Annotated in this window: 23 protein-coding genes; 10 read left to right on the top strand and 13 right to left on the bottom strand. The window is 64.0% G+C overall.

What is annotated here, in order from left to right; all coding sequences use genetic code 11:
• Positions 1 to 50: 50 nt before the first annotated feature.
• Both VFO93_RS16470 and VFO93_RS16465 read right to left on the bottom strand, forming a co-directional pair.
• A complete protein-coding gene (locus VFO93_RS16470; RefSeq protein WP_325135467.1) occupies positions 51 to 1,913 on the bottom strand; it encodes a hypothetical protein in 1,863 nt (620 codons plus the stop codon).
• A 96-nt stretch (positions 1,914 to 2,009) separates the two neighbouring features.
• A complete protein-coding gene (locus VFO93_RS16465) occupies positions 2,010 to 2,435 on the bottom strand; it encodes a GPW/gp25 family protein (protein ID WP_325135466.1) in 426 nt (141 codons plus the stop codon).
• A 165-nt stretch (positions 2,436 to 2,600) separates the two neighbouring features.
• On the opposite strand from VFO93_RS16465, the gene tssD (VFO93_RS16460) reads away from it, so the two are divergent.
• From tssD (VFO93_RS16460) to VFO93_RS16450, 3 genes are all read left to right on the top strand, one after another.
• Positions 2,601 to 2,996, top strand: coding sequence for a type VI secretion system tube protein TssD (tssD, locus tag VFO93_RS16460; protein WP_325135465.1), 396 nt, complete (start codon positions 2,601 to 2,603; stop codon positions 2,994 to 2,996).
• 212 nt (positions 2,997 to 3,208) lie between these two features.
• Positions 3,209 to 3,613, top strand: a complete 405-nt coding sequence (gene tssD, locus VFO93_RS16455) for a type VI secretion system tube protein TssD (protein WP_325135464.1) — start codon at positions 3,209 to 3,211, stop codon at positions 3,611 to 3,613.
• Between the two features lie 160 nt (positions 3,614 to 3,773).
• The gene (locus tag VFO93_RS16450) at positions 3,774 to 4,415 is read left to right on the top strand and encodes a hypothetical protein (RefSeq protein WP_325135463.1); all 642 of its coding nucleotides are present in this window, start codon (positions 3,774 to 3,776) and stop codon (positions 4,413 to 4,415) included.
• 121 nt (positions 4,416 to 4,536) lie between these two features.
• On the opposite strand, the gene VFO93_RS16445 is transcribed toward VFO93_RS16450, so the two are convergent.
• Together VFO93_RS16445 and VFO93_RS16440 are read right to left on the bottom strand one after the other, a co-directional pair.
• Complete coding sequence (locus VFO93_RS16445) at positions 4,537 to 5,001, bottom strand: hypothetical protein (RefSeq protein WP_325135462.1); 465 nt, start codon at positions 4,999 to 5,001, stop codon at positions 4,537 to 4,539.
• On the bottom strand, positions 4,979 to 5,950 hold the full coding sequence (locus VFO93_RS16440; RefSeq protein WP_325135461.1) for a hypothetical protein: 972 nt from the start codon (positions 5,948 to 5,950) through the stop codon (positions 4,979 to 4,981). Before VFO93_RS16440 ends, VFO93_RS16445 begins: the two co-directional genes overlap by 23 nt.
• Before the next feature lie 116 nt (positions 5,951 to 6,066).
• Between VFO93_RS16440 and VFO93_RS16435 the strand changes: the two genes are divergently transcribed.
• Genes VFO93_RS16435 through VFO93_RS16425 form a run of 3 tightly spaced genes read left to right on the top strand, consistent with a single transcriptional unit; the run spans position 6,067 to position 10,234 of the window.
• Positions 6,067 to 7,851, top strand: coding sequence for a type VI secretion system Vgr family protein (locus VFO93_RS16435; protein ID WP_325135460.1), 1,785 nt, complete (start codon positions 6,067 to 6,069; stop codon positions 7,849 to 7,851).
• Positions 7,852 to 7,887: 36 nt separating this feature from the next.
• Entirely contained in the window at positions 7,888 to 9,522 is a 1,635-nt protein-coding gene (locus VFO93_RS16430) for a polymorphic toxin-type HINT domain-containing protein (RefSeq protein ID WP_325135459.1), read from the top strand.
• Positions 9,523 to 9,562: 40 nt separating this feature from the next.
• Positions 9,563 to 10,234, top strand: a complete 672-nt coding sequence (locus VFO93_RS16425) for a hypothetical protein (RefSeq protein WP_325135458.1) — start codon at positions 9,563 to 9,565, stop codon at positions 10,232 to 10,234.
• 188 nt (positions 10,235 to 10,422) lie between these two features.
• Here the strand turns inward: VFO93_RS16425 and VFO93_RS16420 are convergent, their stop codons facing one another.
• The 3 genes from VFO93_RS16420 to VFO93_RS16410 all read right to left on the bottom strand — a co-directional run bounded on the left by VFO93_RS16420 (position 10,423) and on the right by VFO93_RS16410 (position 13,506).
• Entirely contained in the window at positions 10,423 to 11,295 is an 873-nt protein-coding gene (locus VFO93_RS16420) for a hypothetical protein (RefSeq protein WP_325135457.1), read from the bottom strand.
• A gap of 119 nt (positions 11,296 to 11,414) precedes the next feature.
• On the bottom strand, positions 11,415 to 12,608 hold the full coding sequence (locus tag VFO93_RS16415; protein WP_325135456.1) for a hypothetical protein: 1,194 nt from the start codon (positions 12,606 to 12,608) through the stop codon (positions 11,415 to 11,417).
• 46 nt (positions 12,609 to 12,654) lie between these two features.
• Positions 12,655 to 13,506 carry a TssN family type VI secretion system protein gene (locus VFO93_RS16410; protein ID WP_325135455.1) on the bottom strand — a complete coding sequence of 284 codons (852 nt, stop codon included), beginning with the start codon at positions 13,504 to 13,506 and terminating at the stop codon, positions 12,655 to 12,657.
• Between the two features lie 175 nt (positions 13,507 to 13,681).
• On the opposite strand from VFO93_RS16410, the gene VFO93_RS16405 reads away from it, so the two are divergent.
• Complete coding sequence (locus tag VFO93_RS16405) at positions 13,682 to 14,665, top strand: type VI secretion system baseplate subunit TssG (protein WP_325135454.1); 984 nt, start codon at positions 13,682 to 13,684, stop codon at positions 14,663 to 14,665.
• Between the two features lie 263 nt (positions 14,666 to 14,928).
• On the opposite strand, the gene VFO93_RS16400 is transcribed toward VFO93_RS16405, so the two are convergent.
• From VFO93_RS16400 to VFO93_RS16390, 3 genes are all read right to left on the bottom strand, one after another.
• Entirely contained in the window at positions 14,929 to 15,855 is a 927-nt protein-coding gene (locus tag VFO93_RS16400; protein ID WP_325135453.1) for an FKBP-type peptidyl-prolyl cis-trans isomerase, read from the bottom strand.
• Positions 15,856 to 15,909: 54 nt separating this feature from the next.
• Positions 15,910 to 17,019 carry a hypothetical protein gene (locus tag VFO93_RS16395; protein ID WP_325135452.1) on the bottom strand — a complete coding sequence of 370 codons (1,110 nt, stop codon included), beginning with the start codon at positions 17,017 to 17,019 and terminating at the stop codon, positions 15,910 to 15,912.
• A 73-nt stretch (positions 17,020 to 17,092) separates the two neighbouring features.
• Complete coding sequence (locus VFO93_RS16390; RefSeq protein WP_325135451.1) at positions 17,093 to 18,721, bottom strand: glycosyltransferase family 39 protein; 1,629 nt, start codon at positions 18,719 to 18,721, stop codon at positions 17,093 to 17,095.
• Positions 18,722 to 18,915: 194 nt separating this feature from the next.
• Here VFO93_RS16390 and VFO93_RS16385 point away from each other — a divergent pair, with 194 nt between their 5' ends.
• The 3 genes from VFO93_RS16385 to VFO93_RS16375 all read left to right on the top strand — a co-directional run bounded on the left by VFO93_RS16385 (position 18,916) and on the right by VFO93_RS16375 (position 21,811).
• Positions 18,916 to 20,460, top strand: coding sequence for a SulP family inorganic anion transporter (locus tag VFO93_RS16385; protein WP_325135450.1), 1,545 nt, complete (start codon positions 18,916 to 18,918; stop codon positions 20,458 to 20,460).
• Positions 20,461 to 20,585: 125 nt separating this feature from the next.
• On the top strand, positions 20,586 to 21,101 hold the full coding sequence (locus VFO93_RS16380) for a hypothetical protein (RefSeq protein WP_325135449.1): 516 nt from the start codon (positions 20,586 to 20,588) through the stop codon (positions 21,099 to 21,101).
• Between the two features lie 29 nt (positions 21,102 to 21,130).
• A complete protein-coding gene (locus VFO93_RS16375; protein WP_325135448.1) occupies positions 21,131 to 21,811 on the top strand; it encodes a DUF2461 domain-containing protein in 681 nt (226 codons plus the stop codon).
• 88 nt (positions 21,812 to 21,899) lie between these two features.
• On the opposite strand, the gene VFO93_RS16370 is transcribed toward VFO93_RS16375, so the two are convergent.
• The 3 genes from VFO93_RS16370 to VFO93_RS16360 all read right to left on the bottom strand — a co-directional run bounded on the left by VFO93_RS16370 (position 21,900) and on the right by VFO93_RS16360 (position 25,144).
• Entirely contained in the window at positions 21,900 to 22,400 is a 501-nt protein-coding gene (locus tag VFO93_RS16370; protein WP_325135447.1) for a DUF6702 family protein, read from the bottom strand.
• 87 nt (positions 22,401 to 22,487) lie between these two features.
• On the bottom strand, positions 22,488 to 23,837 hold the full coding sequence (gene rseP / locus VFO93_RS16365; protein WP_325135446.1) for an RIP metalloprotease RseP: 1,350 nt from the start codon (positions 23,835 to 23,837) through the stop codon (positions 22,488 to 22,490).
• A gap of 137 nt (positions 23,838 to 23,974) precedes the next feature.
• Positions 23,975 to 25,144 carry a 1-deoxy-D-xylulose-5-phosphate reductoisomerase gene (locus tag VFO93_RS16360; RefSeq protein WP_325135445.1) on the bottom strand — a complete coding sequence of 390 codons (1,170 nt, stop codon included), beginning with the start codon at positions 25,142 to 25,144 and terminating at the stop codon, positions 23,975 to 23,977.
• Positions 25,145 to 25,243 lie beyond the last annotated feature (99 nt).

Here is a 25,243-nt window from a genome sequence, read left to right as displayed (position 1 = left end):
TCGCGGCCGGGCAGTGCGTGGGCTACGAAGAAGTATCCGGGCTATAAAAACTACCCTGCCGCCGCTTGCACCACTACCTCATAGGGCAGGTTGAGGGCCGACTGCCCGCTGAGGTGCGCCTGCAAGGCCTCGGCGGCGTGCTGCCACTCGGGGGCGCTGAGGCGGTTGCCCGCCGCCGGCACCAGCCGCACCCGGATGCAGCGCACGAAGCCCGCCATGGGCGTGCCGCCGTTCTGGAAACCTTTTTCGACCTGCACCTCGGCCAGCTGCGCGCCCAGCTCGGCCCAGCAGGCAGCCTTGATGTCGGCCAGCGTCACGAGGCGGCTGCGGGTGAGTATGTTGCGGCGCAGGGCGTGGGTGCGCTCGTCGGCGGTGGGGCGCTCGCGGCCCCCGGCCGTGGTGGTGAGCAGGCGTACCTCGTCGAGGTAGTGGCCGTCGTGCACGCGCAGGCGACTGCCGGCGGGCAGGCGGTTGGCCGCCGCGCCATTGCTCGACCAATACTCCAGGTACACGCTGTCGTTCACGTCCTGGGGGCGCAGCAGCAGGTAGGGCACGGCCTGCTCGGCGGTGGGGCGGCGGTCGAGGCGCTCTTCGAGGCGGGCCAGGTTTTGGTTGAGCTCGCGCAGGATGGAGCCAATAAAATCGGTGCCGGCGGCGGTGAAGGCCCGGCTTTCGTCGCGCAGCAGGTCTACCAGTTCGCGCAGGGCCTCGCGCCCAGAGCGCGCGTCGAAGCGGCCCGCGCCGTGGGTGCGCAGCGTGTAGGTATCGGTGGCGCCCTCGGCCAGGTCGCTGAGCGTGGTAGGCTGGTACACCACGTTGGCAAGGCTATACACCTCGCGCACTGCCAGAAACGGCTCCTCGCTCACGAGCGGAAACAGGTTGAGCGCCGGCTGCAAGCGAAACAACACCTTGTGCAAGCGCCGGTTGAGCACCGGAAAGCAGTTGAGCGCCACCGTCAGCTGCTCGAACGCCGCCGGGGGCAGCGCGGCCGAAAAGCGCACCTCCAGCCACGTCAGCGGCTGGGTGAGCAGCGCCAGGTCGGTGGCCGGGTCGAGGGTTTCGGCAAACTCGGCGGGGTAGGCGCGCGGCACGTAGGCAGCCAGCGCCCCGGCCGGCCCGCCCAGCCCCACAAACGAGCGGGCGTAGAGCTGGCGCACCTGCTGCTCTACCCGCCGCAGGGCGTCGTATTCGTCGGCCAAGTGGGCGGGGCCAGCGGCCTCGGCGGGGTCGGGCAGGCCCGGCCGCACGGTTAGCGCGGTGCTGCCCAGCCGCCATTCCTCGCCTGGCAAAAAGGCAGCGTAGGCAGCCCGGTGCGGCTCGTTAAACCATTCCAGGTACAAGGTCAGGTCTTCGAGGGCCACGCCGGGCGGCAGGTCCAGGCCCAGCCACAGGCGGCGGTGGGCGGTGGGCGGCGCGGCCGCGTGGTGCGCCAGCACGCGCTTTTGGCCGCTGGCATCGAGCTGCCACACGGTATCGTGGGTGGCCAGGCAGCGCACCGCGCCGCCCACCAGGCGGATGTCTTGCAGCGGCGAAAAATACAACTCGGGCCCGGCCGCTTGCCGGCCCGCCGTGGCCGGCTGAAACCCAAACTGCGCGCTGCTGGGCAGCGCTACCAGCGCCTCGCGGGCGCGGGCCTGGGCCACGGCATAGGCCGGCTGCGCGATGTCGATTACCTCCGGGTTGAGCAGCGCCGCCAACCGCTCAAGCAGCCGGTGCTGGGTGTGGTGCAGCTCCTGGCCCATTTTCTCAAACTCCACGGCGCAGGCCTCCAGCAGCAGATGCACCAGCGGGTCGAAGCCGTCGAGGTCGTTTTCGGCGTAGCCCCAAAACTCGGCCGCCTGCCGCGTGAGGCGGTTTTTGACGCTGGCTTTGCTGAAATCGTGGGCGGCGCTGGGCGAGGAAAAAGGGAGCATTGGGGAGGATGAGTGAATGAGTGAATGAGTGAGTGGGTGAATGAGTGGATGAGTGGATTCTGCATCATTCGCCACCTCACTCATTCACTCATTCGCCTACTCCACCGCCAGCGGTGCCACAAACAAACTGGCCTGAAACGCGAACGGCTCGTTGGTATGGTGTAGGGTAGCCTGCACGCTCACATCGAGGCGCTTGCGGATGCGCTGCTGCACGTTTTTTAGTTCAAAATCGAGGATGGCGATTTGCACCCGCGCCCGTAGCAGGCGCGGCTCGAAGGTGCGGATGCTTTGCTCGATGGACTGCTGCACGCTGTCTTTCCAGCGCATGGTCGTCATGGCCTCAAAATCCTGCTCCCACACCTGGCAGCCAAAGTCGGGCTCGTAGCGCGACTCGCCGAAGTAGGTCGTCAGCATCAGATACAGGTGCTGGGCGATGGATTCCTGGCGCGAGCAGCGGGGCAGCGGCTGGCGCTCCACGATGGCCGCCAGGTCGAGGGGCAGGCGATAGTACGAGTCTGACATGCGCGAAAACAAGCCGGGCGGCCGGTATTTTACTCCCGAAACTTACGCCGGGCCGGGCGTTTCGTTGCAAGCCAGCGGCAGCCGGGCTCATCCTTTTGCCGGGCCGGTGCGTACTTTTAAACACCGCCCCGGCGGGCAGCTCTTCTCTTTTTCTTTCCTTTTCCTATGGCTTTCAGCGCGGCTCTTCTGGTAAATGGTAAAAGCTACGTGGTGCGCCGCTTTGCGTGGGGCCTGCGCCAGCAAACCGACGTGGTGGGCCGCCCCGATGCCCGTGTGCAGGGCGGGCAGCTCCAAATCGAGCTCGACTCGGAGCCCGACGAAACGCTGCACCACTGGGCCCTCGACGATACCAAGCAGCTCAGCGGCGAGCTGGTAGTGTACGCGGCCGACAATGCCTCGGTGCGCCGCAAAACCATCGCCTTCGCCGATGCCTACTGCGTAGGCTTGCGCAAGCTCTTTGACGGCAGCGCCTCCGCCCAGGGCATGACTATGACCCTGACGCTCTCGGCCAATCAGCTCCGCAGCGGCGAAGTGACGCTGGATAACCAGTGGCCGGTTTGATTAGTGCTTAGTTGTTGGTGCTTAGTGCCTAGTTGGGCGGTAGAAGTTGAAGGTTGGAATTCGTCAATTACATACGAATAGAAAGCTAAGTACCAATAATTAAAAGCTAATCACCAAGCACTAGGCACCAGTAACTAGGCACCAAGCACCAAGCACCAAGCACCAAGCACCAGTAACTAGGCACCAAGCACCAACAACTAAGCACTATCCTTATGTCTTCCTTTCGCGGTATGCTGCTGCTGGCGGGCCAGGAGTTTCCCCTGGTGCAGTGCAGCTATGAGTTTGGCCAGGCCACCAGCGAGCGCGGCCGCGTGGTGGCCAAGGTGCGCAGTGGCCTGCTGGTGCTGCACCTCGACGTGCCCGATGGCGACCAGCTGCTAGCCTGGGCCAACGACCCGCACAAAAAGCTGAGCGGCTCGGTCGTCTTCCATCAAACCGACCGCCCCGTGGTACGCGAGGAGCTGACGTTTGAGGACGGCTTTTGCGTGGCCTACGAGGAGAATTTCAGCTCGGGCGCGGCCCCGGAAGGCGCTTACCGCTGCACGCTGCACATTTCGGCGGCCCGGCTGGCGCTGGGCGCGGTGGCCAAGGACAACACCTGGGTGCAAACTCGCTGAAAGCCATTTTGTAGCATTGCGGTGCGTTTTCGTTCTTTTTGTTCTTCGCGCTTTCGGAGTGCAACTCCAAAAGCGCAGTGAGCAGAGTAGCGCAGCGTAGTAACACCTGGGTGCAAACCCGCTGAGTGGCGGCAGCGTGGAAAGCCTTTACTTTGAGGGCATGGACAGCGATACTTTTTCAGCTTACCAGGCGGCGCAGGAGCGCCAGCGCATCATGGCCGCCGCCCAGGCGCTGCTGCTCGAGCGGGGCCTCCTGGCCGTGGGGCTGCCCGATGTGGCCCTGGCTTTGCGCATACCCGTGGCGGCCATCGAGCGGCAGTTTCCGGAAGGCAAGCCCGCGCTGCTGCAAGCCAGTCTGGAGGCGCACATGCACGACATTCATGCCCAGCTGCTAGCCCAGCGGCAGGAGTGCCGCAGCGCCGTGGAAGAGCTGCTGGCCATGCGCCGCCTGCTGCTTCAGCAAATCGGCGATACCCGCAGCCTGTTTATGCAGGAGGCCGCCGCGCACTACCCCACCATGCACCGCCGCTTGCAGCATTTGCGGGCCACGTTTACGCTCGGCTACTTGCAGGAAAACCTGCAACGCGGCATGCAGGAAGGCTACTACCGCGCCGACCTGGAAGCGGAAGAGCAGGCCCACGAGTGGCTGCGCCAGGCCGACGCCGTGATAAGCAAAGCCCGCTCGGCCTCCGAGCTGACGGACACGCACCAGGTGCAGTTTGCCGGCTTCCTCACGGGCATCCTCACGCCGCTCGGGGCCTTCGTGGTGCGGCGCTTGCAGGAAATGCCGCCCTATTACTAGAGCGGCTTTGGATTCAGTGTAGAGATGCAACAGTTGGGGTCTGGCGTTGCTGAGCGCTATATGCTGACGCCAGACGCTAACTATTGGTCTCTGCTGTTGGAATTGCTCTCGGACAAATAGCCTAATGCTGCCGTAAATCGGCCGGCACGTCCGCATCGGCCGCTAGCTCACTTTCGCCCGCCCGCGCCGTGGCCAGAAAAGCCCGGATGGCCGCCATATCGGTGCTGAGCGCGGGCAGCCGCGCCAGCAGCTCATCGGTGGCGGGCACGCGGTAGGCGCGCCCGGCCGGCAGGTGCAAGAACACTACCTCATACGCCGCCTGCCGCCGAAACTCGTAAAACGTCAGCCACTCGCCATCGCCGCTCCAATGCAGAAAAACCGGCGGTTGGCCGGGGCTGAGCGCGTGGGCCAGGTAGCCGGCGCGGTAGTAGAGCAGGCGCGGCGGCGCGCCCGCCGCCCACACGGCCAGCGGGGCCAGCGGGTTGCCCCACACCTCCTGGGGCGGGCCGAGCACGGCCACGTAGCGCCCGCCGGGGCTGGGCAGCTCGGTGCCGGCGGGGCGGCTATTTGTAAGGAACTTCCACATAGCTGGTTTCTTTACCCCAGGTGCGCAGCAACTGGTGGCCGCCGCCGCACAGCGGGTTGTGCTGCGGGGCCACGGTGCCCTCGACATAAATGCCAAACCGCCGCACCGACCACCGCCGCGACGCCCGGTTGAGCGAGCCGGGGTAGTCGAGCGCCAGCTTCAGCGCCGATTCGGCCGGGGTGGCCATCCGTTGGTTTGACAGCCAGCGGCCTTTGCGGGCCCACTGTAGTTCTTCCTGCACCTTAAAGCTGCGTTGCCCCACACCCAGGTTGAAGCCCTTGACCTCGCTAAACGCCTCGGCGAATGACGGCGTGCGGGCCAGGTAGCGCGTGGCGGCCACGCGGTTGAGGGCGGTGGCGCTGCCGGCCGCCACTTTAGCAGCCCCGCCCGCGCCTTTGGCCAGCACCAGGTCGCCGACGACGCGGCCCACGGCGCGGCCCCATTGGCGGGCCGTCCAGTGCGGGGCATCGCGCAGGAGTTGCTTCACGGCGTGGAGGATGTCGGCCATGCGCTGGGCTACGTGCGTGCCCAGGCGGGCATCGAGGGCGTGGGCGGCGGCCAGGCTCTGGGCCACGTTGAGCGGGTCGAGCAAGCCCAGCGCGGTGAGCGTGGTGCCCAGCTCGCGGTAGGTGGCCAGCTGCCACATGTCGTGCGAGAGCAAACTCCAGGTGCTCTTGAGCGAGTCGCCGAGGCCATCCATTACGCCCTGGCTGAACTGCACGTAGGCCGCCGCCAGCGACTGCCCCGAGCTGGTGAGAAACACCAGCAGCGTGGGCCCGGTCGCCGTGCGGGGCCGCGCCGGGGGCGGCGGGCTGCGCCGAATCACGGCATCGTTGAGGCCGCGCGAGGTGACGCGCCGGGGCGCGCCGGCCGGCGCAAAGGCCCCCGGCCGGGGCGGGCCGCTGGTGGCAAACGAGTGGCGGGCGGTGCGGGAGCTGGGAGCAGGCATACGCGGCAAATTAAGGAACGTGACGCACTTGCTAAACGTACAGGTAGTAGCTTAGTTCACGCATCGGGTGGGGGGCGCCGCCCGCGCCGGCGCGTGTTTCCGTTCAGCTTTCTGCTATGTCCTATCCTGTTCGAGTAACCGTGCAAGTGGAAGGGGGAAGTGCCCTGACCGATTTTAAGAGCCTGACTATCACGCAGGAGCTGTTTACGCACCACACGTTCGCGCTCGATTTTTCGTTTGAGGCGCTGGGCAAGTCGCTGGGTTTGCGGCCCGACGTGCTCTTCACGCAGGCCCACGAAAAGCTGAGTGGCAAGGCTATTACCATCAGCTGGGTAAGCGCCTTACCCACCGATGGCGGCCGGCGGTTTGAGTTCAAAGGAATCATCACCGAAACCAGCATCCAAACCAACGCCGACCTCACCAACTACTACCACCTCAGCGGGGCCAGCCCCACGTTTTTGCTCGAAGACGGCAGCCAGAGCCGCTCCTTCGTGAAGCAAACCGTGCCGCAGATTTTTGGGGCCGTGCTGGGCGAGTACGCGGGCAATGCTTTTGCCCGGCAGCTCAAGCCGCGCCGCCAGGCCGTGCTGCCCTACGTGGCGCAGTACGACGAAACGAATTTCAATTTTCTGAGTCGGCTGGCCGCCCAGCAGGGCGAGTGGTTTTACTACGACGGCACTACTTTGCAGCTGGGGCTGGCCTCGGGCGCGGCCGTGCCCTTCCAAAGCAACGGGGTGCAGAATTTCACCCTCAGCATGAACTTGCAACCCGGCCAGCTGCGGGGCAGCACCTACAACTACCGCACCCACCAGCAGCTAAGCGCCACGGCCACGCCCCCGACCGGCGGCGACGCCTACAGCAAGTTTGCCTTGCAGCGCTCGAAGGAGGTATTTACGCACCCGCACCGCGTGCTGGCCGACGCGGTGCTGACCGACACGCCCCGGCTGCAAGAAGCCATGGACACGCTGGCCGCCAAGCAAACCAGTGGCCTGGTGGCCCTCGAAGGCCACGGCGAAGCCTTCGACATCAAGCCCGGTAGCCTGCTCGACGTGCGCGACGCGGCTGGCACCGACTACGGGCAGTTCAGAGTGTTGGCCGTGGCCCACGAGCTCGACGGCGACGGCAATTACCAGAACCGCTTCAAGGCCATGCCCGCCGCTCTCGACACCCCGCCGGCCAACGAGTTTTACGCCCCGCCCGCCGCCCACCCCGAGGTAGCCGAGGTGATAGACCTGGCCGACCCGCGCCGCCTGGGCCGGGTGCGCGTGCGCTTTCGGTGGGCCGTGGACAAGCCCGCCGACGCTGAAAGCGGCTGGCTGCGCGTGACCACACCCTACTCGGGCGATGGCAAGGGCCATATGTTCACGCCCGAGGTGGGCTCGCAGGTGCTGGTGAGCTACGAGCACGGCCTGGCCGACCTGCCCGTGGTGGTGGGCAACGTCTTCCACCCCGACAACAAGCAGGGCACCAAGTACAGCCCGCCCAGCAACAACCTGAAGGGGATGCAAACGGCGGGCGGCAACAAGTTTGTGATGGCCGACACGGCGGGCGACCAGCGCATTCTTATTTCCAACTCCAACAACAAGGGCACGGCTGTGGAGGTGGGCTTTAAGGGCGATGGCAGCATCACCATCAAAAGCAACGGGCCCATTAGCCTGCTGGCGGGCGGCGACATCACCCTGGACAGCCAGAAGGATATTATTTTAACGGCTGGTAATAACCTCACTATTACGGCTAAGAAGAACGTCCTTATCACGGCCCAGGAGGAAGCGGTGGCAGTAGAAGCCAAACAAGCCTTAGACTTGGCCGCCGAAGACCTGACCGCCGACTTCCGCAATAGCCTGAGTATGACGGCCAGCGCCCAGGCTAAAATCAAGTCGCAGGATACCGACATTATTTAGCCTTCCCTGCTCGCTTAGCTCACTTATCCGTTTGTTATGCCGCACCCCCTGGAGTATGTGACGACCGGCGCCATTCTGCAATGCAGCCAGGGCACGGTACCGATGCCCTTTAAGACCACGCCGCGCACCAGCAAGATTGCCGGGCTGGTGGCAGGCAACGCGCTGGACAAGGTTTCGCTGCTCAACATTCCTTCGTTCGTCATTTGCCAGAAGCAGACGCAGCTGGCGGGTGGCACGCCGGTACCTTGCGTGCCCGCGCCCTTGCTGTGGCAAGACACGTACCCGGCCAAGGTGGGCGGGGCCGATACGCTGCTGTTTCGCTCCTGCATCAACTGCCCGCTGGGCCAGGGCAAGATTGAATTTCTGACCTCGGGGCAGCTGCCCATTCCGCCCGAGCTGAGCCAGGAGATAAAGGAAACCCGCGAAGAAGCCGACGAAGCCCTCAAGCAGGCCGAGCTGGAAAAAAACTCGGTCGGCGAGGCGGGCCTGCTGGAAGGGGCCATTCCCATCTGGGGCTCGGGCCGCGACTTAATCCACTCCATCCAGACGGGCGACAAGCTGGGCATGGCGCTCAACGCGGGCTTTTTGGTTTGGGATGCGGCTTCCGTGGTGGCGGGCGTCTTCAGCTTCGGCACCGCCACCGTAGCGATGGCCGGGGCCAAAGCCGGCGTGCGCGGCCTAATAAAGGCGGGGGGCAAAGTAGCCTTGGGCGCGGCCAAAAAGCAGATGGCAAGCCTGGCGCTCAAAAGCGCCGCCTTAAAAAACGGGCTGAAAAATATCCGCCCCTTCCTGGCCAAGATTCCGCGCGTCTGCGTCACGGCCTGCTTTCCGGCTGGCACGCCGGTGGCCGTGGAGGGCGGCTACAAAAACATCGAAGAGCTGCAAGTAGGCGACCTAGTGTGGGCGTGGCACGAGGAAACGGGCGACCTGGCCCTCAAGCCCGTGCGGCAAACGATGGTGCGCGAAACCGATGCCCTGGTCGAGCTGCAAGTCGGCGCCGACACGGTGCAGGCCACGCCCGAGCACCCCTTTTGGGCCAACGGGGCCTGGACCGACGCGGGCGACCTGGTGAAGGGCGACGAGCTGCTGCGCTCGGATGGGCTAACCATGCCCGTGGGGCAAGTCACGCACCGCACCGAGCAAGCGACGACGGTCTACAACGTGGAGGTGGCCGACTGGCACACCTACCTCGTCAGCTGGTGGATGTTCGTCGTCCACAATGCTACGGTGTGCCTCCGGAAGATATCCGCAGATTTATACCGAAAGCTTCGGAAAAAGACACCTACGGCGGATATCCGTAAGCTGGTAAATAAGAAGTACGTAAAGGGAATGCCCGACCATGCCTTGCCAACCTTGACGATTGAGAAGGCCATGCACGCTGACCATATCGTGTCAATGGATAAAATAGCTCAAATGAGAGATTTCGAAAAATTGACCTTTGAGCAGCAAAAGGCGGTGCTTAACTACGAAAAGAATTTTGTGGGCCTAAGTGAAACCGCCAACACTTCTAAAGGGTCAAAAAGCTTTGAGGAATGGACCGAGTACAAAAAGCAAGGCATCAAAGTAGATGATAAGTTCAGGAAAAAGATGATTGCCAAAAGCAAGGTTCTGGAAAAGGAGATTCAAAAGCACATCGACGACTTGCTTAAGCAACCTCCCACAAATCCGTAATCCATACTAGGTAAGCACGCATTCTCATTATTTTTTTAAAATGAAAGACGATTTTTCAAGTCTCAAGCAATACATAGGTAATTTTTCTGTAGTAGAAAAATTATCCGATAACTTATTTATTCCCCTGGAATGGAAGCCGCTGCTGGAGCTTTCCGGCAAGGGAAGAGTCAATTTAGTCATTGCCCTGTGGAAAAGCCAGTTTCAGCAGGAGTTTAGTGTGCTGTTAGATGTATTCAGCAAGCATTTGATTTCTATTGAGCTGATAGAGCTGAATAAAATCGTTAACATGCTATATGTTTTCAAAAACCCCAAGGGAGAACAGTTGCATTACATTGGCCTTCCTCCCCTGCTTCCTTACCAAAAGCCGGATAAATTTTACGGAAGAGATTGGCCGGCTAAATTTCTTGATTTTTATACCCATATCCATAACGGCTGGTATGAGGTAGAATCCCAGGCAATGGGACCAATGCCTATAGAAGAGTTCTTTCTATTATCGGAGAAAGAATGGGGCGTATTAGACGAAATCACAATTGATTTTGCTTTAGATAAAGTCGTTGCGGTATTCTCTAATAGCGCAGGGGGCTATCTGTGTTGGAACCTCAATGCTGCCGTGGCATCAGGCTTGGTTTGGTGGGACGACGAAGCACCGGACTTTGTGGATTTCTGGGATATCCTGGACGAATGGTGCGCCATGGGTATTCAGGAGTATTAGCCTAGCGCTCAAGCCCGTGCGGCAAACAATGGTGCGCGAGGCCAACGCGCGGGGGCGAGCTACGAGCAGGGGCAACTCGGCCTGGCTTAGTACGAGTATGAGACACCAGCCAAAGTATAATATAGTATCACCAAAAAGGCTCCGACGGTTGGTCGGAGCCTTTTTGGTGGTAGCCTGCGCTGGTGCTATTAGTTGATAAGCCCGAAGAAGCGCGGCGGGCGGCCCAGCTCCACGTTGATGGGCTCCAGCGTTTTTTCGATGCTCTGCTTGAGGTCGTCGGAGGCGGGGTTTTGCAGGATTTTGATGAAGGCCGTGCGGGCTTCTTCCAGCAGGCGTTTGCGCTCCTTGCGCGACTTGCCATCGAGGGCGCGCTGCCGGATGCAGTCGGCATTGGCGAAGGCTATCTGGTCTTGCAGCAGGGCTATTTGCTGCTTGGCCCCGGCCGTGGGCGGCGGGGCTACTACTACCGGCGCGCCGCCGCCCCCGCCGCTGGCTACGGGCGCGGGCCGGTTGAGGCTGGCTTGCAGCATGATAATCTGCTGCTTGGCCTGGGCCAGCTCTTCGGCCAGGCGGCCGTTTTCCTGGGTGGTGTTGCCGCTTCGGGCCAGCTGCTGGCGTAGGGCGTCGATGGTGCTGCGGTTGGAGCGGAAGAGGTCGAAGTCGCGCAGTTGGTCGCGCACCAGCAGGCGGTGGGCCGGCACCTGCAAACGGGCCGAGTCGTTGCGCAATTGGCTTAGACTCACGGCAATGTCGTTGAGGTAGTCCTGGTTGGTAGTGGCCAGGCGGCCCAGCACGAGGTCGTTGGTTTCCACGCGCAGGCGCTGGTCTACCGCATCGATGCGCTGCAAGTGGCGCGTGAGCGTGTCGAAGCGCGCCACCAGCTGGCTTTGCTCCTGGTGGGTGCGGTCGAGCTCCTGCTTGAGGCGGGCATTTTCGTCGGCCAGGCTATTGTTGGAAAACAGGTAGTAGGAAGCTCCCAGCGGCACGGCCAGGGCCAGCAGATACAGCAGCGTAAACTGCCAAAGGCGCGTGCGGCGTTCGGGTTGGTTGAGGGGCGTCATTGCGGGCGGGATACTATGTCTTTCTAGTGCTTAGTGCTTAGTACCTAGTGCCTAGTGCTTGGTGCTTAGTGCCTGGTGCTTATCACCAAGCACTAAGCACCAGGCACTAAGCACCAAACTTAAAACGGATTCCAGCGCAAGCCGCCCGAGCTGCGCGTTTCGGGCTGCGGCGTGCTGATGGGGTGGCTGGCCACCGGGCTTTCGTTGATGAAAGTCTGCCAGCCCTCGCGGTTTTTGCCGATGTACTCGAGCTGGCTGAGCTGCCGGAAAATGAGGCCCAGCAGCTGCCACAGCTGCTGCTGCTGCTGCAAGTGCTCGTGCACGCGCTGGTGGTCGTAGGCCATTGTTACTACCCCTTGCAGCGCGCCGAGCACGGCGGCGGGCGGGGTTTCGGCCCACTGCTCGCAGTATTTCAGCAGCTCCTCGCGCTCGGCCTCGGTGAGCAAGTCGAGCGCGGTTTTCACTTGCTTGGCGATGCGCAGCAGGGCGTCGAGCAGGTAGCTGGGGGGCTGCTGCGGGGCCAGCAGCCGCAGCGTGGTAAGCTGCTGGGCCAGGGCAAACACCGTGCGCTCGGCCAGGTCGCGCACCAGGTCGGCCAGCGGGCTGCGCTTGTCGGCGCGCAGCTTCACTTTATGAATAATCTTGAAGGCGTCCGTTTCCAGCTCCGTCAGCTGGTGGTCGAGCTGGTGCAGGGCTTGCAGCAGCGCCGGGTGGCTGGCCAGCGCCAGGCTGGGCGGAATGTACTGCGCCACCGGCCGCAGCGCGCCGTCGGCATACAGTAGTTCGCCCACCGGCAGCGCGAAGGCCGCGCCGCCCGGCTGCCCGGCCGGCACCACACTCAGGCCGTAGCTGGGGCGGGTGTAGGGGTGGCGGGGCGGCAGCTCGTCGGGCGCGGGCGTGCCCGTGGGTACCCGCTCAAACGGATTTACCGTGAGCACTACGCCAAAGCGCAGCCCTTCGGTGGCCGTGAGGCCAAAGGCCGCCAACAGCTGCGCCAGGCTGGTGCGTAGCGTGAGCGGCGCGCTGCTCGGGGTGATTTCGATGCGTGCGCCGCCCGCCGTCACGGCCCGGCACTGCGTGAGGCGGGCCTGCACCTCGCCCTGCGCATCCACGCTCAGCAGCAGTTCGAAGGCGGCGGGGCTGCCCAGCTCGTCGGAGGCGGGCAGCAGCCCATAGAAGTCGGGCCGCAACAGCAGGGCAGTGGCGTCGCGCAGGTGGTCAGCCGCCGCGAAGTCGGTTTCGGTGAAGTGGCGGCGGGCGATTTTCATCCCATCCACCCAGTTCACCGGGTAGTGTGTAATAGCTGGAAGCATGGCCGCAAAAGAGAGGCGAAAGTAAGGAAAAGGAAGAACGGGTTGCCTACGCCGCCGCGCCCGGCCAGGGCACGCGCTGGGCTACGATGATGCTGCCCTGGCGCAGAAAATTATCCTGAAACGTGAGGTCAGGGTCGTAGTAGTGGCGGCGGCGCCACCAGGGCCGCTTGGCGTAGAAAAGCCACCCGTAGGCCTGGCCCTGGCCATCGACGTACTGCAAGGCCTGGTCGGGCTTGAGCTGGTTGTAATCGGTGAGGAAAATGGCGAACAGGTCGTGGAGGCGCATCTGGTGGGGCGCTTTCGACGAAAAATCGTGGTAGAGCGCCTCGCCGTAGCGGCGCGTCATCCAGAAGTGCACCACCATAAACTGGCTCAAATCCATGCGCGACAAATCGGGGCCGGGGGCCAGCGGGTTGTAGCGCCACAGCTTATACTGCCGGTGCGGCACGGCGCGCCACGCCAAGTAAGATTGCCAGAAAAAAAACGGCAGCAAAAACGGAATCACGGCCATCACGAAGCCCGTGGGCGGCAGCCCGCCCTGCGCCCACTTCAGCCAGCGCAGCCCCCAGATGGCCGCGCCGCCCAGTGCCGCCGTGGCCAGCAGCGCCAGGCCCTGCTGCCAGCGGCTGTCGGCCGCCAGCCAGGGCAGCCAGCGCGGCAGCCGCGCCGCATACAGCGCCCCCAGCCCCAGCAAGGCCAGCTGCAACAGCCCGAACGTGAGCGGGTAGCCCCATGTGCTGCGCACCGCCGCCAGTCCCAGCAGCCCAAAGCCCAGGACCGTAAGTAGCACGTACAAAAAGGAGCTGATGAAAACTTTGCTGCGCTGCACCTGCGAGCTCAGGTTGGAAAGGGTGCTGGTAGCGGCCGAACGGGCTTGGGAAGTAGGGTCGGGAAGCATGAAGCAGGCAGGAACCGAAGGAAAAGGAAGCGCGGCTAGTTTTGCCAAAGTACGGGAAATATGGCGGCCGGGTCAATAGCCACCGGCCGCTACCTGCCCAACCCCGCCCCGCCGGCCGGCGTAAGGCCAGGCAGCGCCGGGCCAGGTGGGCCGCCGGGCGTTTTATGTTGGTATTATGTCCGCTTCTTCTACCTCGGTGCGCCAGCTGCTGGCCCACCTGCGCCGCCAGCCCTTCGACCTGCGCCTCGAAGCCATCGTGGCCGAGCTGCTGGCGCAGGGCTACGCGCTGGAGGACTTCTTGGTGCGGCCGGTGGGCTTGTTTGCCCGCCGCTACCGCCGCGACCTGGGCGAGGTCTACGAAGAGTCGTTTGAGCGGCGGCACCGGGTGGTGGTCCGCACCGTGCTGGAGATGCACCGCGAGGGCCTCTACGACGCCCTGCCGCAGCAGGTGTTTCACCAGCCCGGCAGCGGCCAGGGGCAGCCCGTGGGCACCCGCGAAATGGTGGAAGACAGCCGCGCCCAGCGCCGCCGCGAAAAAGCCACCCGACTGTTTTTTCTGCCCTTCGAGCAGGAGTTTTTCCGCTTCCGCGTCGGTATCGAGCAGGAAGAGCGGCGCTACTTCACCAGCCGGGCCACGCACTGGTACAACGAGGCGCTGGCCCAGTTCTGGGGGTTGGCCGATGCCGGCCTACCGCCCGCCGTGCTCACCAACCTGCTGTATCTGTTGCCGTTGGCGCATACCATCGTGGGCGACTTGGCACGCACCCGCCACTGCTTCGAGAGCGTGCTGGGCCAGCCCGTGCAGCTGCGCGTGCTGCCGCCACAGCGCCACGCCCTACCCGCCGCCCCGGCCGGGGCCCTGCCCACCAGCGGCACCCTGGGCTACCTGAGTTTGGGCACCGACATGGTGCTGGGCGGCGACTACTACGAAACGCTGCCTGCCCTAGAAATCAGCCTGCAACGCCTGACCGTGCCCGCCCTCGAAGCCTACCTCACCGGGGCCTGGCCCGCGCGGGCGCTGGCGCTGCTGTGCGAGTATTTCGTGGCCTTCGAAACCGACGTGGTAGTGCGCTACGAGATGGCCGCCGCCGCGCCCGTGTTTCAGCTCAGCGACGGCGACGACGCGCCCATCCTGGGCTTCACCACGGCGGGCATCTAGAGCGGTTTCAGCATTGATGTACAGCTGGTGGGCGTAGAGACGCATACTTGCGTCTGGCGTTAGACGAGCTGAATAACGGGAGACGCAACTATGCGTCTCTACACCTACCTGTACACTGGCTGAGCAACCGCTTTAAGAATAAATTTGGAAGACCGCGCGGGTGAAATCGCTAGGGCTCGCAGTGCGTTGCCGCTGCGGCGGAGCACTAAAAAAGGGCCCCCAGCACTGCTGAAAGCCCTTTTTTGCGGCGTGTGTGGGGTAGCTTATTTCACGTCTACTACTTCTATCTCGAAGCGCAGCACCGAGTTGGCGGGTATGGTGGTGCTGGGGCTGCTGGGGCCGTAGGCCAGCGCCGAGGGGATAATCAGGATGGCTTTCTCGCCCTTGCGCATCAGGGCAACGCCCTCGTCCCAGCCTTTGATAACCGAGCCGCTGCCCAGCAGGAAGTTGAACGGCGTGTTGTTGCGCAGCGACGTAGCGTCGAATACGGTGCCGTCCATCAGGCGGCCGGTGTACAGCACCGAGATGGTTTTGCCGGCCACGGCCTGGGTGCCGCTGGGGTTGCTGGTCACGGGCACGTAGTAGAGGCCCGAGGTCTGCTTCTGGGCGGTGGTGATGGACGAGGTAGTGAGGTACTGCGTAATGATGGCGTCGTCGGTGAGGGCGAAGTCGATATCAACTACCTCCACGTCGAAGCGCACCACCGTGTTGGCCGGTACCACGGTGCCGTTCTGGCCGGTGGTGCCGCTCGCGCCGTAGGCCAGGCCCGAGGGCAAAAGCAGGGTAGCCTTGTCGCCGAGGTGCATCAGCAGCACGCCCAGCTGCAAGCCGGTCAGCACGTTAGACTTGCCCACCACGAAGCTGACGGGCGCGTTGTTGTTGCGCAGCGAGGTAGCGTCGAACACGGTGCCGTCGAGCAAGGTAGCCGTGTAGCGAATCGACACGTTGGACCCCATTATCACCTGCTTGGCGGTGGCGTTGGTAGTGGTGGGCACGAAGTACAACCCGGAAGGCTGCTTCTGGGCGGTGGTGATGGCTTTGTCGGCCAGGTATTTCTGAATGATGCCGTCGTCGATGGGGCGGTAGTCAACGAACTCATCGCCTTTCGAGCAGGCGGTGGAAAGTAGGCTCAGCGCGGCGAGCAGCGCGAAAAGCAAGCGAAAGCGGGAAGCGTCAAAAAGAAATTTCATAGGCAGTTTTTTGTAAAATTAAGTTCGGAAGGCCGATAAAGCCAGCCCGGCGCGCTAGGGCTCCACCACGAAAGCGGGCAGGCCGAGCTTGCTGCGCCGCCCGCCTAGGTTGAGGCCATCGTCGCGGTAGCCGCAGGCCGCGCCGGCGGCGTTGGGCTGGTCGATAACTCCGAGAAAGGAATTATCCTCCCGCGCCACGTAGATTTTGCCATCGGGGCCGCGCTGCAAGGCCCCGATTTTGTGGTTGGTCGAGCGGCCCACCTGCACGGCGGCCTTGGTTTTGAGGTCAAACTGCCACACCTGGGTTTCGGGGCTGGCGCTGGGCGTTTTGATGGTGCTGTTGCCGTTGCAGGTGCCGTAGAGCTTGGAGCCATCGGGCGAAAACTCGACGCCGTAGGCCTCGGGGTAGGGGCCGAAGCTGCGGGCGTTGCTCACCTTGCCCGTTTGGCGGTCAAAGTCATAGACCTCAAACTTGTTGGTGTCGCGCCAGATGGCGGCGGCCACTTTAGTGCCATCGGGCGAAAACTTGAGCGTGCCGATGGCGTTGCTACCGGGGCCGGCGTTCATCGCGCCCACGTTGCTCATTACGGGCTTGGCGGCCACGCCGTCGGCCGTCACTAGGTAGGCCACGAAGGCGTTGGAATTCCAGCGGTGGGCCAGCACCCACACGTCGCGGCCGTTGGGGTGGCGCACGGCGGCGAGCTTTTCGGCGGCCGGCGTAAGCAGCAGCAGGTTGGTGCGGGGCAGGTCGCCGAGGCCGCTCTCGCGGGTCATGTCCACCACCGAGTAGCGCAGGCCATCGGGCGCGCCCTGCGGCGCTACCGTGAAGATATAGAAGATGTTGCCCGAGCCGGGGTCGGGCACGATGAGGGCCGACTGCGCGCTGCTGCCCGAGCCCATGAGGCGCTTGCCGTTTGGCATGGGCTGGTGCTGGCGGTTCCACACGGTGCGGCCATCGGTGTAGAAGAGCAGCTCGCCGCGCTTGGTGGTGGCCGTGGCGCAGCCCTCGTAGGTGGTCATGGCCCCATCGAGGAGCGGGGTAGGAGTGCCGCTGCTAAAATCGAGCCCCGCCTGCCGGCCAAAATACCACTTGTCGGTGAGGCGCTGGGCGCGGGCGGGCTGAATCAGCGCCGCGCAAGCCAGTAAAGCAAAAAGTAAGCGCATAGCAAAAAACGCGAATGGAAAAAGGCGACTGCGAACTACAACGAAAAATCTGTGCCAATCTGCTACCCCCGCGCTACCAGCTCACCGGGGCGCTGCCCGCCCGCGCCCGCCGGAACACCGACAGGATGGTAACGCCCCCGGCCCTTACCGCGAAGACCTCCTGGCCCACGCTGTCAGGGTAGGGGGAGCCCGTGTGGCGGTAGCCAGTCAGGAAATAGCGCCCCGCCGCGCCGGGGGCCAGCACCATCCGGGCGCGGTCGGCGGGTTTCAGCCACACCTTATTGTTTTCGATGGGTGGCAGGTGCGAGGCATCGTAGTAAATGGGCCCCTGCGGCTGGCGCGCCACCAGGTATTCCAGCCCCTGCCGGTAAGCCAGCCCCCAGTAGTCGCGCTCAAACAGCCGCTCGGCCGCGCGCGGCGGCAGGTAGCTGAAATACGCCTGCTGCTGCGGGTGCATCAGGGCCATGCGCCCGGCGGTGAGGGCCACCTCAGCCCCCGCCAGCGCGGCCGCGCCCAGCGCCAGCGCGCGCCAGCCGGGCCGGGTGCGCCGCCGCCACAGCCACTGCCCGCCCCCCACGGCCAGCAGCAGCAAGGCCGGGTAGCAGAAGTAGAGGTGCCGCCAGCCATCATACAGGCTGGAATGCAGCCCGATAACCAGCAGCAGCGGCCCCAGCAGCCAGCCCAGCAGCAGGGCATCGAGCGGCCCGGCCGGCTGCCGCAGGCGCACCAGCGGCCGGCGCAGCAGGCCTGCCAGCGCCACGGCCAGCCCCAGCAGCCCCGCCGCCTGGTAGGCCAGCGGCGTCGTGACACTGAGCCACACCAGTGGGTAGTGCCAGGGTAGTTCGGTAGCAAGCTGCTCCTGGCCCAGGTACAGCAGCTGGCCCGGCCACTGGTAATGGCTGAGGCTGCGGTAGGCCGCTTGGAAGTGCCCCAGCGGGTCGGCCCAGAGGTAGGGCCAGCCGGCCACGGTGCCCGCCGCCGCTGCCAGCACCAGCAGCGCCGCCACCCCGGCCAGGCGCGGCCGGCGGGCCGGCTCCTGCCAGGCGCGCACCGCCAGCAGCGCTAGCGCCAGCGGCACCAGCAGCCAGCCCAGCAGGCGCACATCGGTGGCGGCGGCGGCGGCCAGGCCGGCTGCCACGGCCCGGCCAGCGGTGGGCCGCGCCAGCAGCCGGGCCACCAGCCACGCGCCTATTGTGAACAAGGCGGTAAATACCAGGTCTTTGCCGTTGTAAAACGACTCGGCAAAAAAGCGCGGGCTCAATACTAGCAGCCCGGCCGCCAGCAGCCCCAGGCGCTCGTCGGCAAAGCGCCGCCGGCCCAGCCGGTACAGCGCCCAGGTGCCGGCCACGCTCACTAGAAACACCGCCGCGTGCCGCAGCAGGTAGTAGCTGCGCTCGTCGGGGCCGGGGCGCAGCACCGCCAGCCAGGCCAGCGGCAGCTCAAACAGCACCCCGTGGTCGTTGTCGTGGTAGCCTTCCAGGTCGGGCACGTCGCGCAGCTGCCCGGCGTGCTGCGCCGCCCAGGCGGGGGCCAGCCGGCCGGCCACGTAGCGCAAACTCACCAGGCCGTTGAGGTGGTCGGCGGGCTCGTCCCAGGAGGTGCCGTAGTCGGGTAGTAAAAAGGCGCCCAGCAGCAGCAGGCTCCCAAAAAACAGCGCCACCACGGCGCGCGGCACCCGGCGAATGGGCAAGGCATCAGGCATGGCGCAAAGCTAGCGCGGGGGCCGGGTTTGCGGCGGGCCTAAGCTGGCACGTCGTACCTTTGCCCCTGCTTATGCGCCCTTTCCTGCCTTTTATCTTCAAGCTTACTCCACCCTGAGTACTGGCCCGAGTTTCGCGTGCCGCCGCTTCCTGCCCGAAGCGCGCGGCTTTTCTTTTGCCTTTACCTCAGTTTTTTATGTTTTCGCTGCAAGCTTATTTTTCGCAATACAAGTTCAACGTTAAAGACGAGATTCTGGCCGGGCTCACCACGGCATTGGCTTTAGTGCCCGAGGTAGTGGCCTTTGCGCTGCTGGCCCACATCAGCCCGCTGGTGGGCATCGGGTCGGCGTTCGTCATTTGCCTCATCACCAGCGTGCTGGGCGGCCGGCCGGGCATGATATCGGGCGCGGCCGGCTCGGTGGCGGTGGTTATCGTGAGCCTGGTAGCGCAGCAGGGTATCGAATACCTGTTCGTGGCCGTGGCGTTGATGGGGCTGATTCAAATCGTCATCGGGCTGTTGCGCTGGGGCAAGTTTATCCGGCTGGTGCCGCAGCCGGTAGTGTATGGCTTCGTTAATGGGCTGGCCATCATTATCTTCATGGCCCAGCTGGAGCAATTCAAAATCCGCGACGCGGCCGGTACTGAGCAGTGGCTAACGGGCGCGCCGCTGCTGCTGATGGCCGGGCTGGTGGCGCTCACAATGGCGCTGGTCTATTTCACGCCCAAAATCACGAAGGCCGTGCCGGGCTCGCTGGTGGCTATTGTGGTAGTATCGGCGCTGGTGATACTCGGCGGACTACAAACCAAGTCGGTGGGCGACATCGCCTCCATCGCGGGCGGGCTACCCAGCCCGCACCTGCCGCAGGTGCCGCTGAGCTGGCACACGCTGGCCGTGGTAGCGCCCTACTCGCTCATCATGGCGCTGGTGGGCCTCACCGAAAGCCTGCTGACCCTCACGGTAGTAGACGAAGTAACTGACAGCCGCGGCCGCAGCAACCAAGACTGCGTGGCCCAGGGCCTGGCCAACGTGGCCTCAGGCCTGACCGGCGGCATGGGCGGCTGCGCCATGATAGGCCAAACGATGGTGAACCTAGAATCGCGGGGCCGGGGCCGGCTGTCGGGCGTGGTGGCGGCCGGGGCGCTGGCCCTCTTCGTGGTGGCCGGCGCGGGGCTGATTGAGCGCCTGCCGCTGGCGGCGCTGGTAGGCGTGATGTTCATGGTCGTTATTGCCACCTTCGAGTGGGCCAGTTTGCGCATTTTGCGCCGGATGCCGCGCCTCGACGTGGCCGTAATGCTGCTCGTAACGGCCGTCACGGCCATCTCCCAAAACCTGGCGCTGGCCGTGCTACTCGGCGTGGTAGTGTCGGCCCTGGCCTTTGCCTGGGAAAATGCCAAGCGCATCCGGGCCCGCCACTACGTTGATGCCCAGGGTGTAAAGCACTACGAGCTGTTCGGCCCGCTGTTCTTCGGCTCGGTGCAGGCCTTCGCCGAAAAATTCGATGTCGCCACCGACCCCGCCGAGGTCGTCATCGACTTCCAGGACAGCCGCGTGGCCGATATGTCGGCCCTCGACGCCCTGCACAAGCTCACCGAGCGCTACCAGCGCGCCGGCAAAACGCTGCACCTGCGCCACCTCAGCCCCGACTGCCGCCGCCTGCTGGGCCAGGCCGGCGCGCTGGTCGAGGTCAACATCTTGGAAGACCCCAGCTACCGCGTGGCCGGGGCCGATGTGGCGTATTAGGGCGTAGCGCGGACTTTCAGTCCGCGAGTTGATGCAACTAATTGACTCGCGGACTGAAAAGTCCGCGCTACGGCGGACGGTTTATCTTAGCGGGGCTATTCAAAGCCGCCGATACCCCCGCCCGCATGACCACTCGCTTCTTCACCTTTGGACTCGCCTGCGCGCTACTGGCCATCGTGGCCGGCAACTACCTGCTCGAAACGCCTGATTCTGCGGCCACGGCCAACACCCTGCTGACCTACGGGGCCGAAGGGGCCCGCCTGCTGGCCTGGGGGCTGCTCGTGAGCGGCGGCACCATCATCGGCACCTGGTATTTTCGACTGAGCTTGTGGCTGGGTGGGCTACTGCTGGTCGGGGTTCTGTTTAAGATTCAGCATTTGCCAGGTGCCAGCTTACTGCTTTTCGGCGGGTTAGGCGGCTTGATGCTCACCTACCTGGTGCGCTTCGTGCGCAAGCCGGCCAAGGGACAGCTCGACGTGGTGAAGCTGCTGCTGGTGCTGGGCACGGGTAGCTGCGCCGCGTTGCAGCTGCTGCGCCTGGCTCCGTATGAACTGCGCTACCTGCCGCCCTGTCTCTTATCCCTGGCCGTGCTGGATTTTCTGTACCTGGAAAACCAAAAGCGCGCCGCTGAAACGGAGTGAGCGCCGCCCCGGTGCCACCTTTGCCCCTTATGAAGCCCGCCGCCCTGCTCGATTTTCTCGCCGACCTCGCCCGCCACAACGAGCGCGAATGGTTCCAAGACCACAAAGCCACCTACGACCAGCTGCGCCGCGATTTTGAGGCCGACGTGGCCTACTGGCTGCGCGAGCTCACGCAGGACGAGCCCGCCCTGGCCGGCCTCGACGCCAAAAAGTGCGTCTTCCGCATCTACCGCGACGTGCGCTTTTCCAAAGTGAAAGTGCCCTACAAAACGCACTTCTCGGCCTACTTCGCCGCCGGCGGCAAGCACGCCGACGCGCCCGGCCGCTACGTCCAAATCGGGCCCAACGGCCAGACGCTGGTGGCCGGCGGCCTCTACGAGCCCACCAAAGAGCAGGTGGCGGCCATCCGGCAGGAGATTGATTACCAGGCCGAAAACCTGCACGAGCTGCTGGCCACCGCCGAGGCCCGGCAGTTTTTTCCGCAAGGCCTGCAAGGCGAGCAGCTCAAAAAGATGCCGCCCGGCTACGAGGCTACCCACCCCGAAGCGGCGTGGCTGCGCCACAAAAGCTTCTTGCTCAGCCACGAGCTGCCCGATGCCGAGGTGCGCAAGCTGACGCCCGAGGCGTTTCGGGCGCACATCCTGGCGGCGCTGCGGGCGCTGGGGCCGTTTGGCGAGTGGCTGAAGGAGGCTACAGCGGTCGGGGCGTAGCGCGGACTTTCAGTCCGCGAGCCAGCTGGCGCGTAGTGGCGTGCGTTAGGCGGCAAACCCAGCCGCAGCCCCAAGCTGGAGCTTGGGATTACTTCAGCACTAGCACGGCTTGCTCGTGGCCGGCGCGGTAGAGCTCGCTGGTTTTGGCGGGGCCGCTTTCGGCGTTCACGATGTTCATCTGGTCCGAAAACAGGTCGAGCATCACCGTATTGCGCAGCCAGAGCGTGGTAGCGGCGCGGGGCAGCCGGGCTTTGGCATACAGCCAGTGGGCGTCTTTCTCAGCCTGCATTCCTACAAATTGCAGCGCCAGGGGTGCTTTGGGCTGGCGGTCGGCGGCGGGCAGGGCCAGCGCCAGGTGCTCGCGCAGGTAGGCTTCGGCCAGGGCCTGGGCGCGTGGGTCTTGCAAGCTCAAGCGCTGCGAGCGGCCCTGCGAGAGCGCGCTTTCGAGGTCGTCGGTAAAGACTTTCAGCGCCAGCTCTACCTGCTGCTTCTGGGGGTTGAGGCGCAAATCCAGGATGCTGGAGTGGTAGGTGTGGCGGGTGAGGGCCAGCAGCGGCAGGAGTAGCAGCAAAAACGAAAAACGACGCATAAAAACGAAAAAGGAGCGCGACTCTCGGCGAATCGCGCTCCCTAAAATTACGGTGGCCGGCAGCACTTGCCGCGCGGCGGCGGTGGGCTACAGCAGGCCCAGCTTGCCGAGAATGGGCTTCACCACAATCACGAACAGCATGAGACTCAGGATGAGGAAGGTGCCCACGCGCTGGGCATTTTCGAGAAACGCATCGGAGGGCTTGCGGCGCAAAATCATCTCGTAGAGCAAAAACACTACGTGGCCGCCATCGAGGGCCGGAATGGGGAGCAGGTTCATGAACGCCAGCACCATGCTCAGCGCGCCGGTCATAAACCAGAAGTGCGGCCAGTCCCAGCGCGGGCCGTACTGCTCGGCGATGTCGGCCGGGCCGCCCACGCTCTTGGCAAACGAGGCGTGGCCGGTAATAATCTTGCCCACGGCCTTGGCCTGCGCCCCGATAATGCCAAAGGCCTTGTCGGTGCCGCGCGGGATGGAGCCCGGCAGCGAGTAGTAGCGCGAGTCGTAGTTCAGCTTATCCTCCGGCATAAAGCCGATGGTGCCGTCCTTGTCCACGGCCACGGGCAGCGTCAGCTGCTGCCCGGCGCGCCGCACGGTGAGGGTCGTCTGCTTGCCTGCGTTGAGGCGCAGGGCGGCCTGCAAGCGGTCGAAAAAGGGCGTCAGGATGGTGCCCACGGCCACAATCTCGTCCTGGGCCTTGAGGCCGGCGCGGTCGGCGGCGGTGCCGCTTTTTACGCTTTTCACGGCAAACGGCCAGCGCACATCCACGAAGGCGCTGTCGGGCTGCGAGGCCATACGGTCCATGAAATCAGCCGGAATATTGACGTCCAGCAGCTGGCCGTTGCGCTCCACGGTGTAGAAGGTGTGCGAGCCCAGAATAACGTCGGGGCTATGCACGTCGGAAAACTCCTCAAAGGGCCGGCCGTTGATTTTTACAATTTTATCGCCGTTGCGCAAGCCAATCTGGCGGCCCAGCTTGCTGGTTACGATGCCATACTTGGCCTCCTTCGCGGGCAAAAACTTCTCGCCGTACACGAAGGTGAGCGCCGTGAAAATGGCCACGCCCGTGATGATGTTCATGATGATGCCGCCCAGCATCACCAGCAGCCGCTGCCAGGCCGGCTTGCTCCGAAACTCGTCGGGCTGCGGCGGGCCGGCCAGCGCGTCGGCGTCCTGCGTTTCATCGACCATGCCGTGGATGGCCACGTAGCCGCCCAGCGGAAACCAGCCAATGCCGTACTCGGTTTCGCCTATTTTCTTTTTCAGAAGGCTGAAATTGAGAACGTTGGGGAGCGGAAAAAGGAAGTCGAAGAAGATGTAAAACTTCGTGACTTTAATCTTGAAAAGCTTGGCGAAGGCAAAGTGCCCGAACTCGTGCAAGCCCACTAGCAGCGACAGGCCCAGCACCAGCTGGCCGGCCATAACGAGAATTTCCAAAGGAGTTTTGTAGGTTAAAACTATCCGTCATGCGGAGCTTGCCGAAGCATCTCTCTCGCTTTATCCAAACCGTTCAACGGTGCGGCAGAGATGCTTCGCTGCGCTCAGCATGACAACGACATGCGGAGTTAATTAATTTACCGGGCCAGCAAACTAGTTGCCACGCGCCGCGCTTCGGCGTCGGTGGCGGCGTAGTCGGCCAGGGTTGGGCTCGCAAGATACGGCACCCGGCTGAGGCTCTCGGCCACCACGTCGGCCATGCCTAGGAAGCTGACTTTATCCTGCAAAAAGGCGGCCACGGCTACCTCATTGGCGGCGTTGAGCACGCAGGCGGCGCTGCCACCACGCTGCATAGCGCTGTAGGCCAGCGGTAAATGCCGAAACGTGCCTAGGTCGGGCGCTTCGAAAGTGAGGGTAGGGTACTGCAAAAACGAGAACCTCGGGAAGTCATTGCGCAGCCGCTGCGGGTAGCCCAGCGCGTACTGAATGGGCAGCTTCATGTCGGGCAAGCCGAGCTGCGCCTTCAGCGAGCCGTCCTCAAACTGCACCAGCGAGTGCACGATGCTTTGCGGATGCACTACTACCTCCACCTGCTCATTACGCAGGTCGAAGAGCCATTTGGCCTCGATTACTTCGAGCCCCTTGTTCATGAGCGTGGCCGAGTCGATGGTGATTTTCGCGCCCATCGTCCAGTTGGGGTGCTTGAGGGCCTGCGCCTTGGTAATGTGGGCCAACTCCTGGGCCGGGCGGCCCCGAAACGGCCCGCCCGAGGCCGTGAGAATAACCTTCTCGATGGGGTTCAGCTCTTCGCCCACCAGGCACTGGAAGATGGCCGAGTGCTCGGAGTCAACGGGCAGCAGCTTCACGCCGTGCTGCCGCACGAGGCTGGTTATCAGCTCGCCGGCTACTACCAGTGTTTCTTTGTTGGCTAGGGCAATGTCCTTGCCGGCCCGGATGGCGGCCACCGTGGGCGGCAAGCCCGCGTAGCCCACCAGAGCCGTGAGCACCACGTCGATGTCGGGGCGCTGCACTACTTCGAGCAGGGCCGCGTCGCCGGCCAGCACCTCGGTTTCGGGCTGGTCGGCGAGGGCGGCTTTAGTTTGGAGGTAAAACTCATCGCCGATGACCACAGCGGCGGGCCGAAACTCGCGGGCCTGGGCTACCAGCAGCTCCCACTGCCGCCCGGCCGTGAGCACCGCCACCCGGAAGCGCCCGCGCTGCTCGCGCACCACCTCCAGCGCCTGCGTGCCAATGGAGCCCGTGGAGCCTAGTAAGGCCAGGGTTTTTAGAGAAAAAGAATCCGTCATTCGTCGTTAAAAGATAACCAAAGGTAGGGCGCGGGGCGGGCCGGAAAGAGGTTAGCAGGTCATGCAACGCGCAGCGAAGCATCTCGCGTGGCGCAGTAA

The organism is Hymenobacter sp. (assembly GCF_035709525.1).
Classification (GTDB): domain Bacteria; phylum Bacteroidota; class Bacteroidia; order Cytophagales; family Hymenobacteraceae; genus Hymenobacter.
Note: the sequence above shows the minus strand (reverse complement) of the source record. Positions and strands in the feature narration are given on the sequence as shown.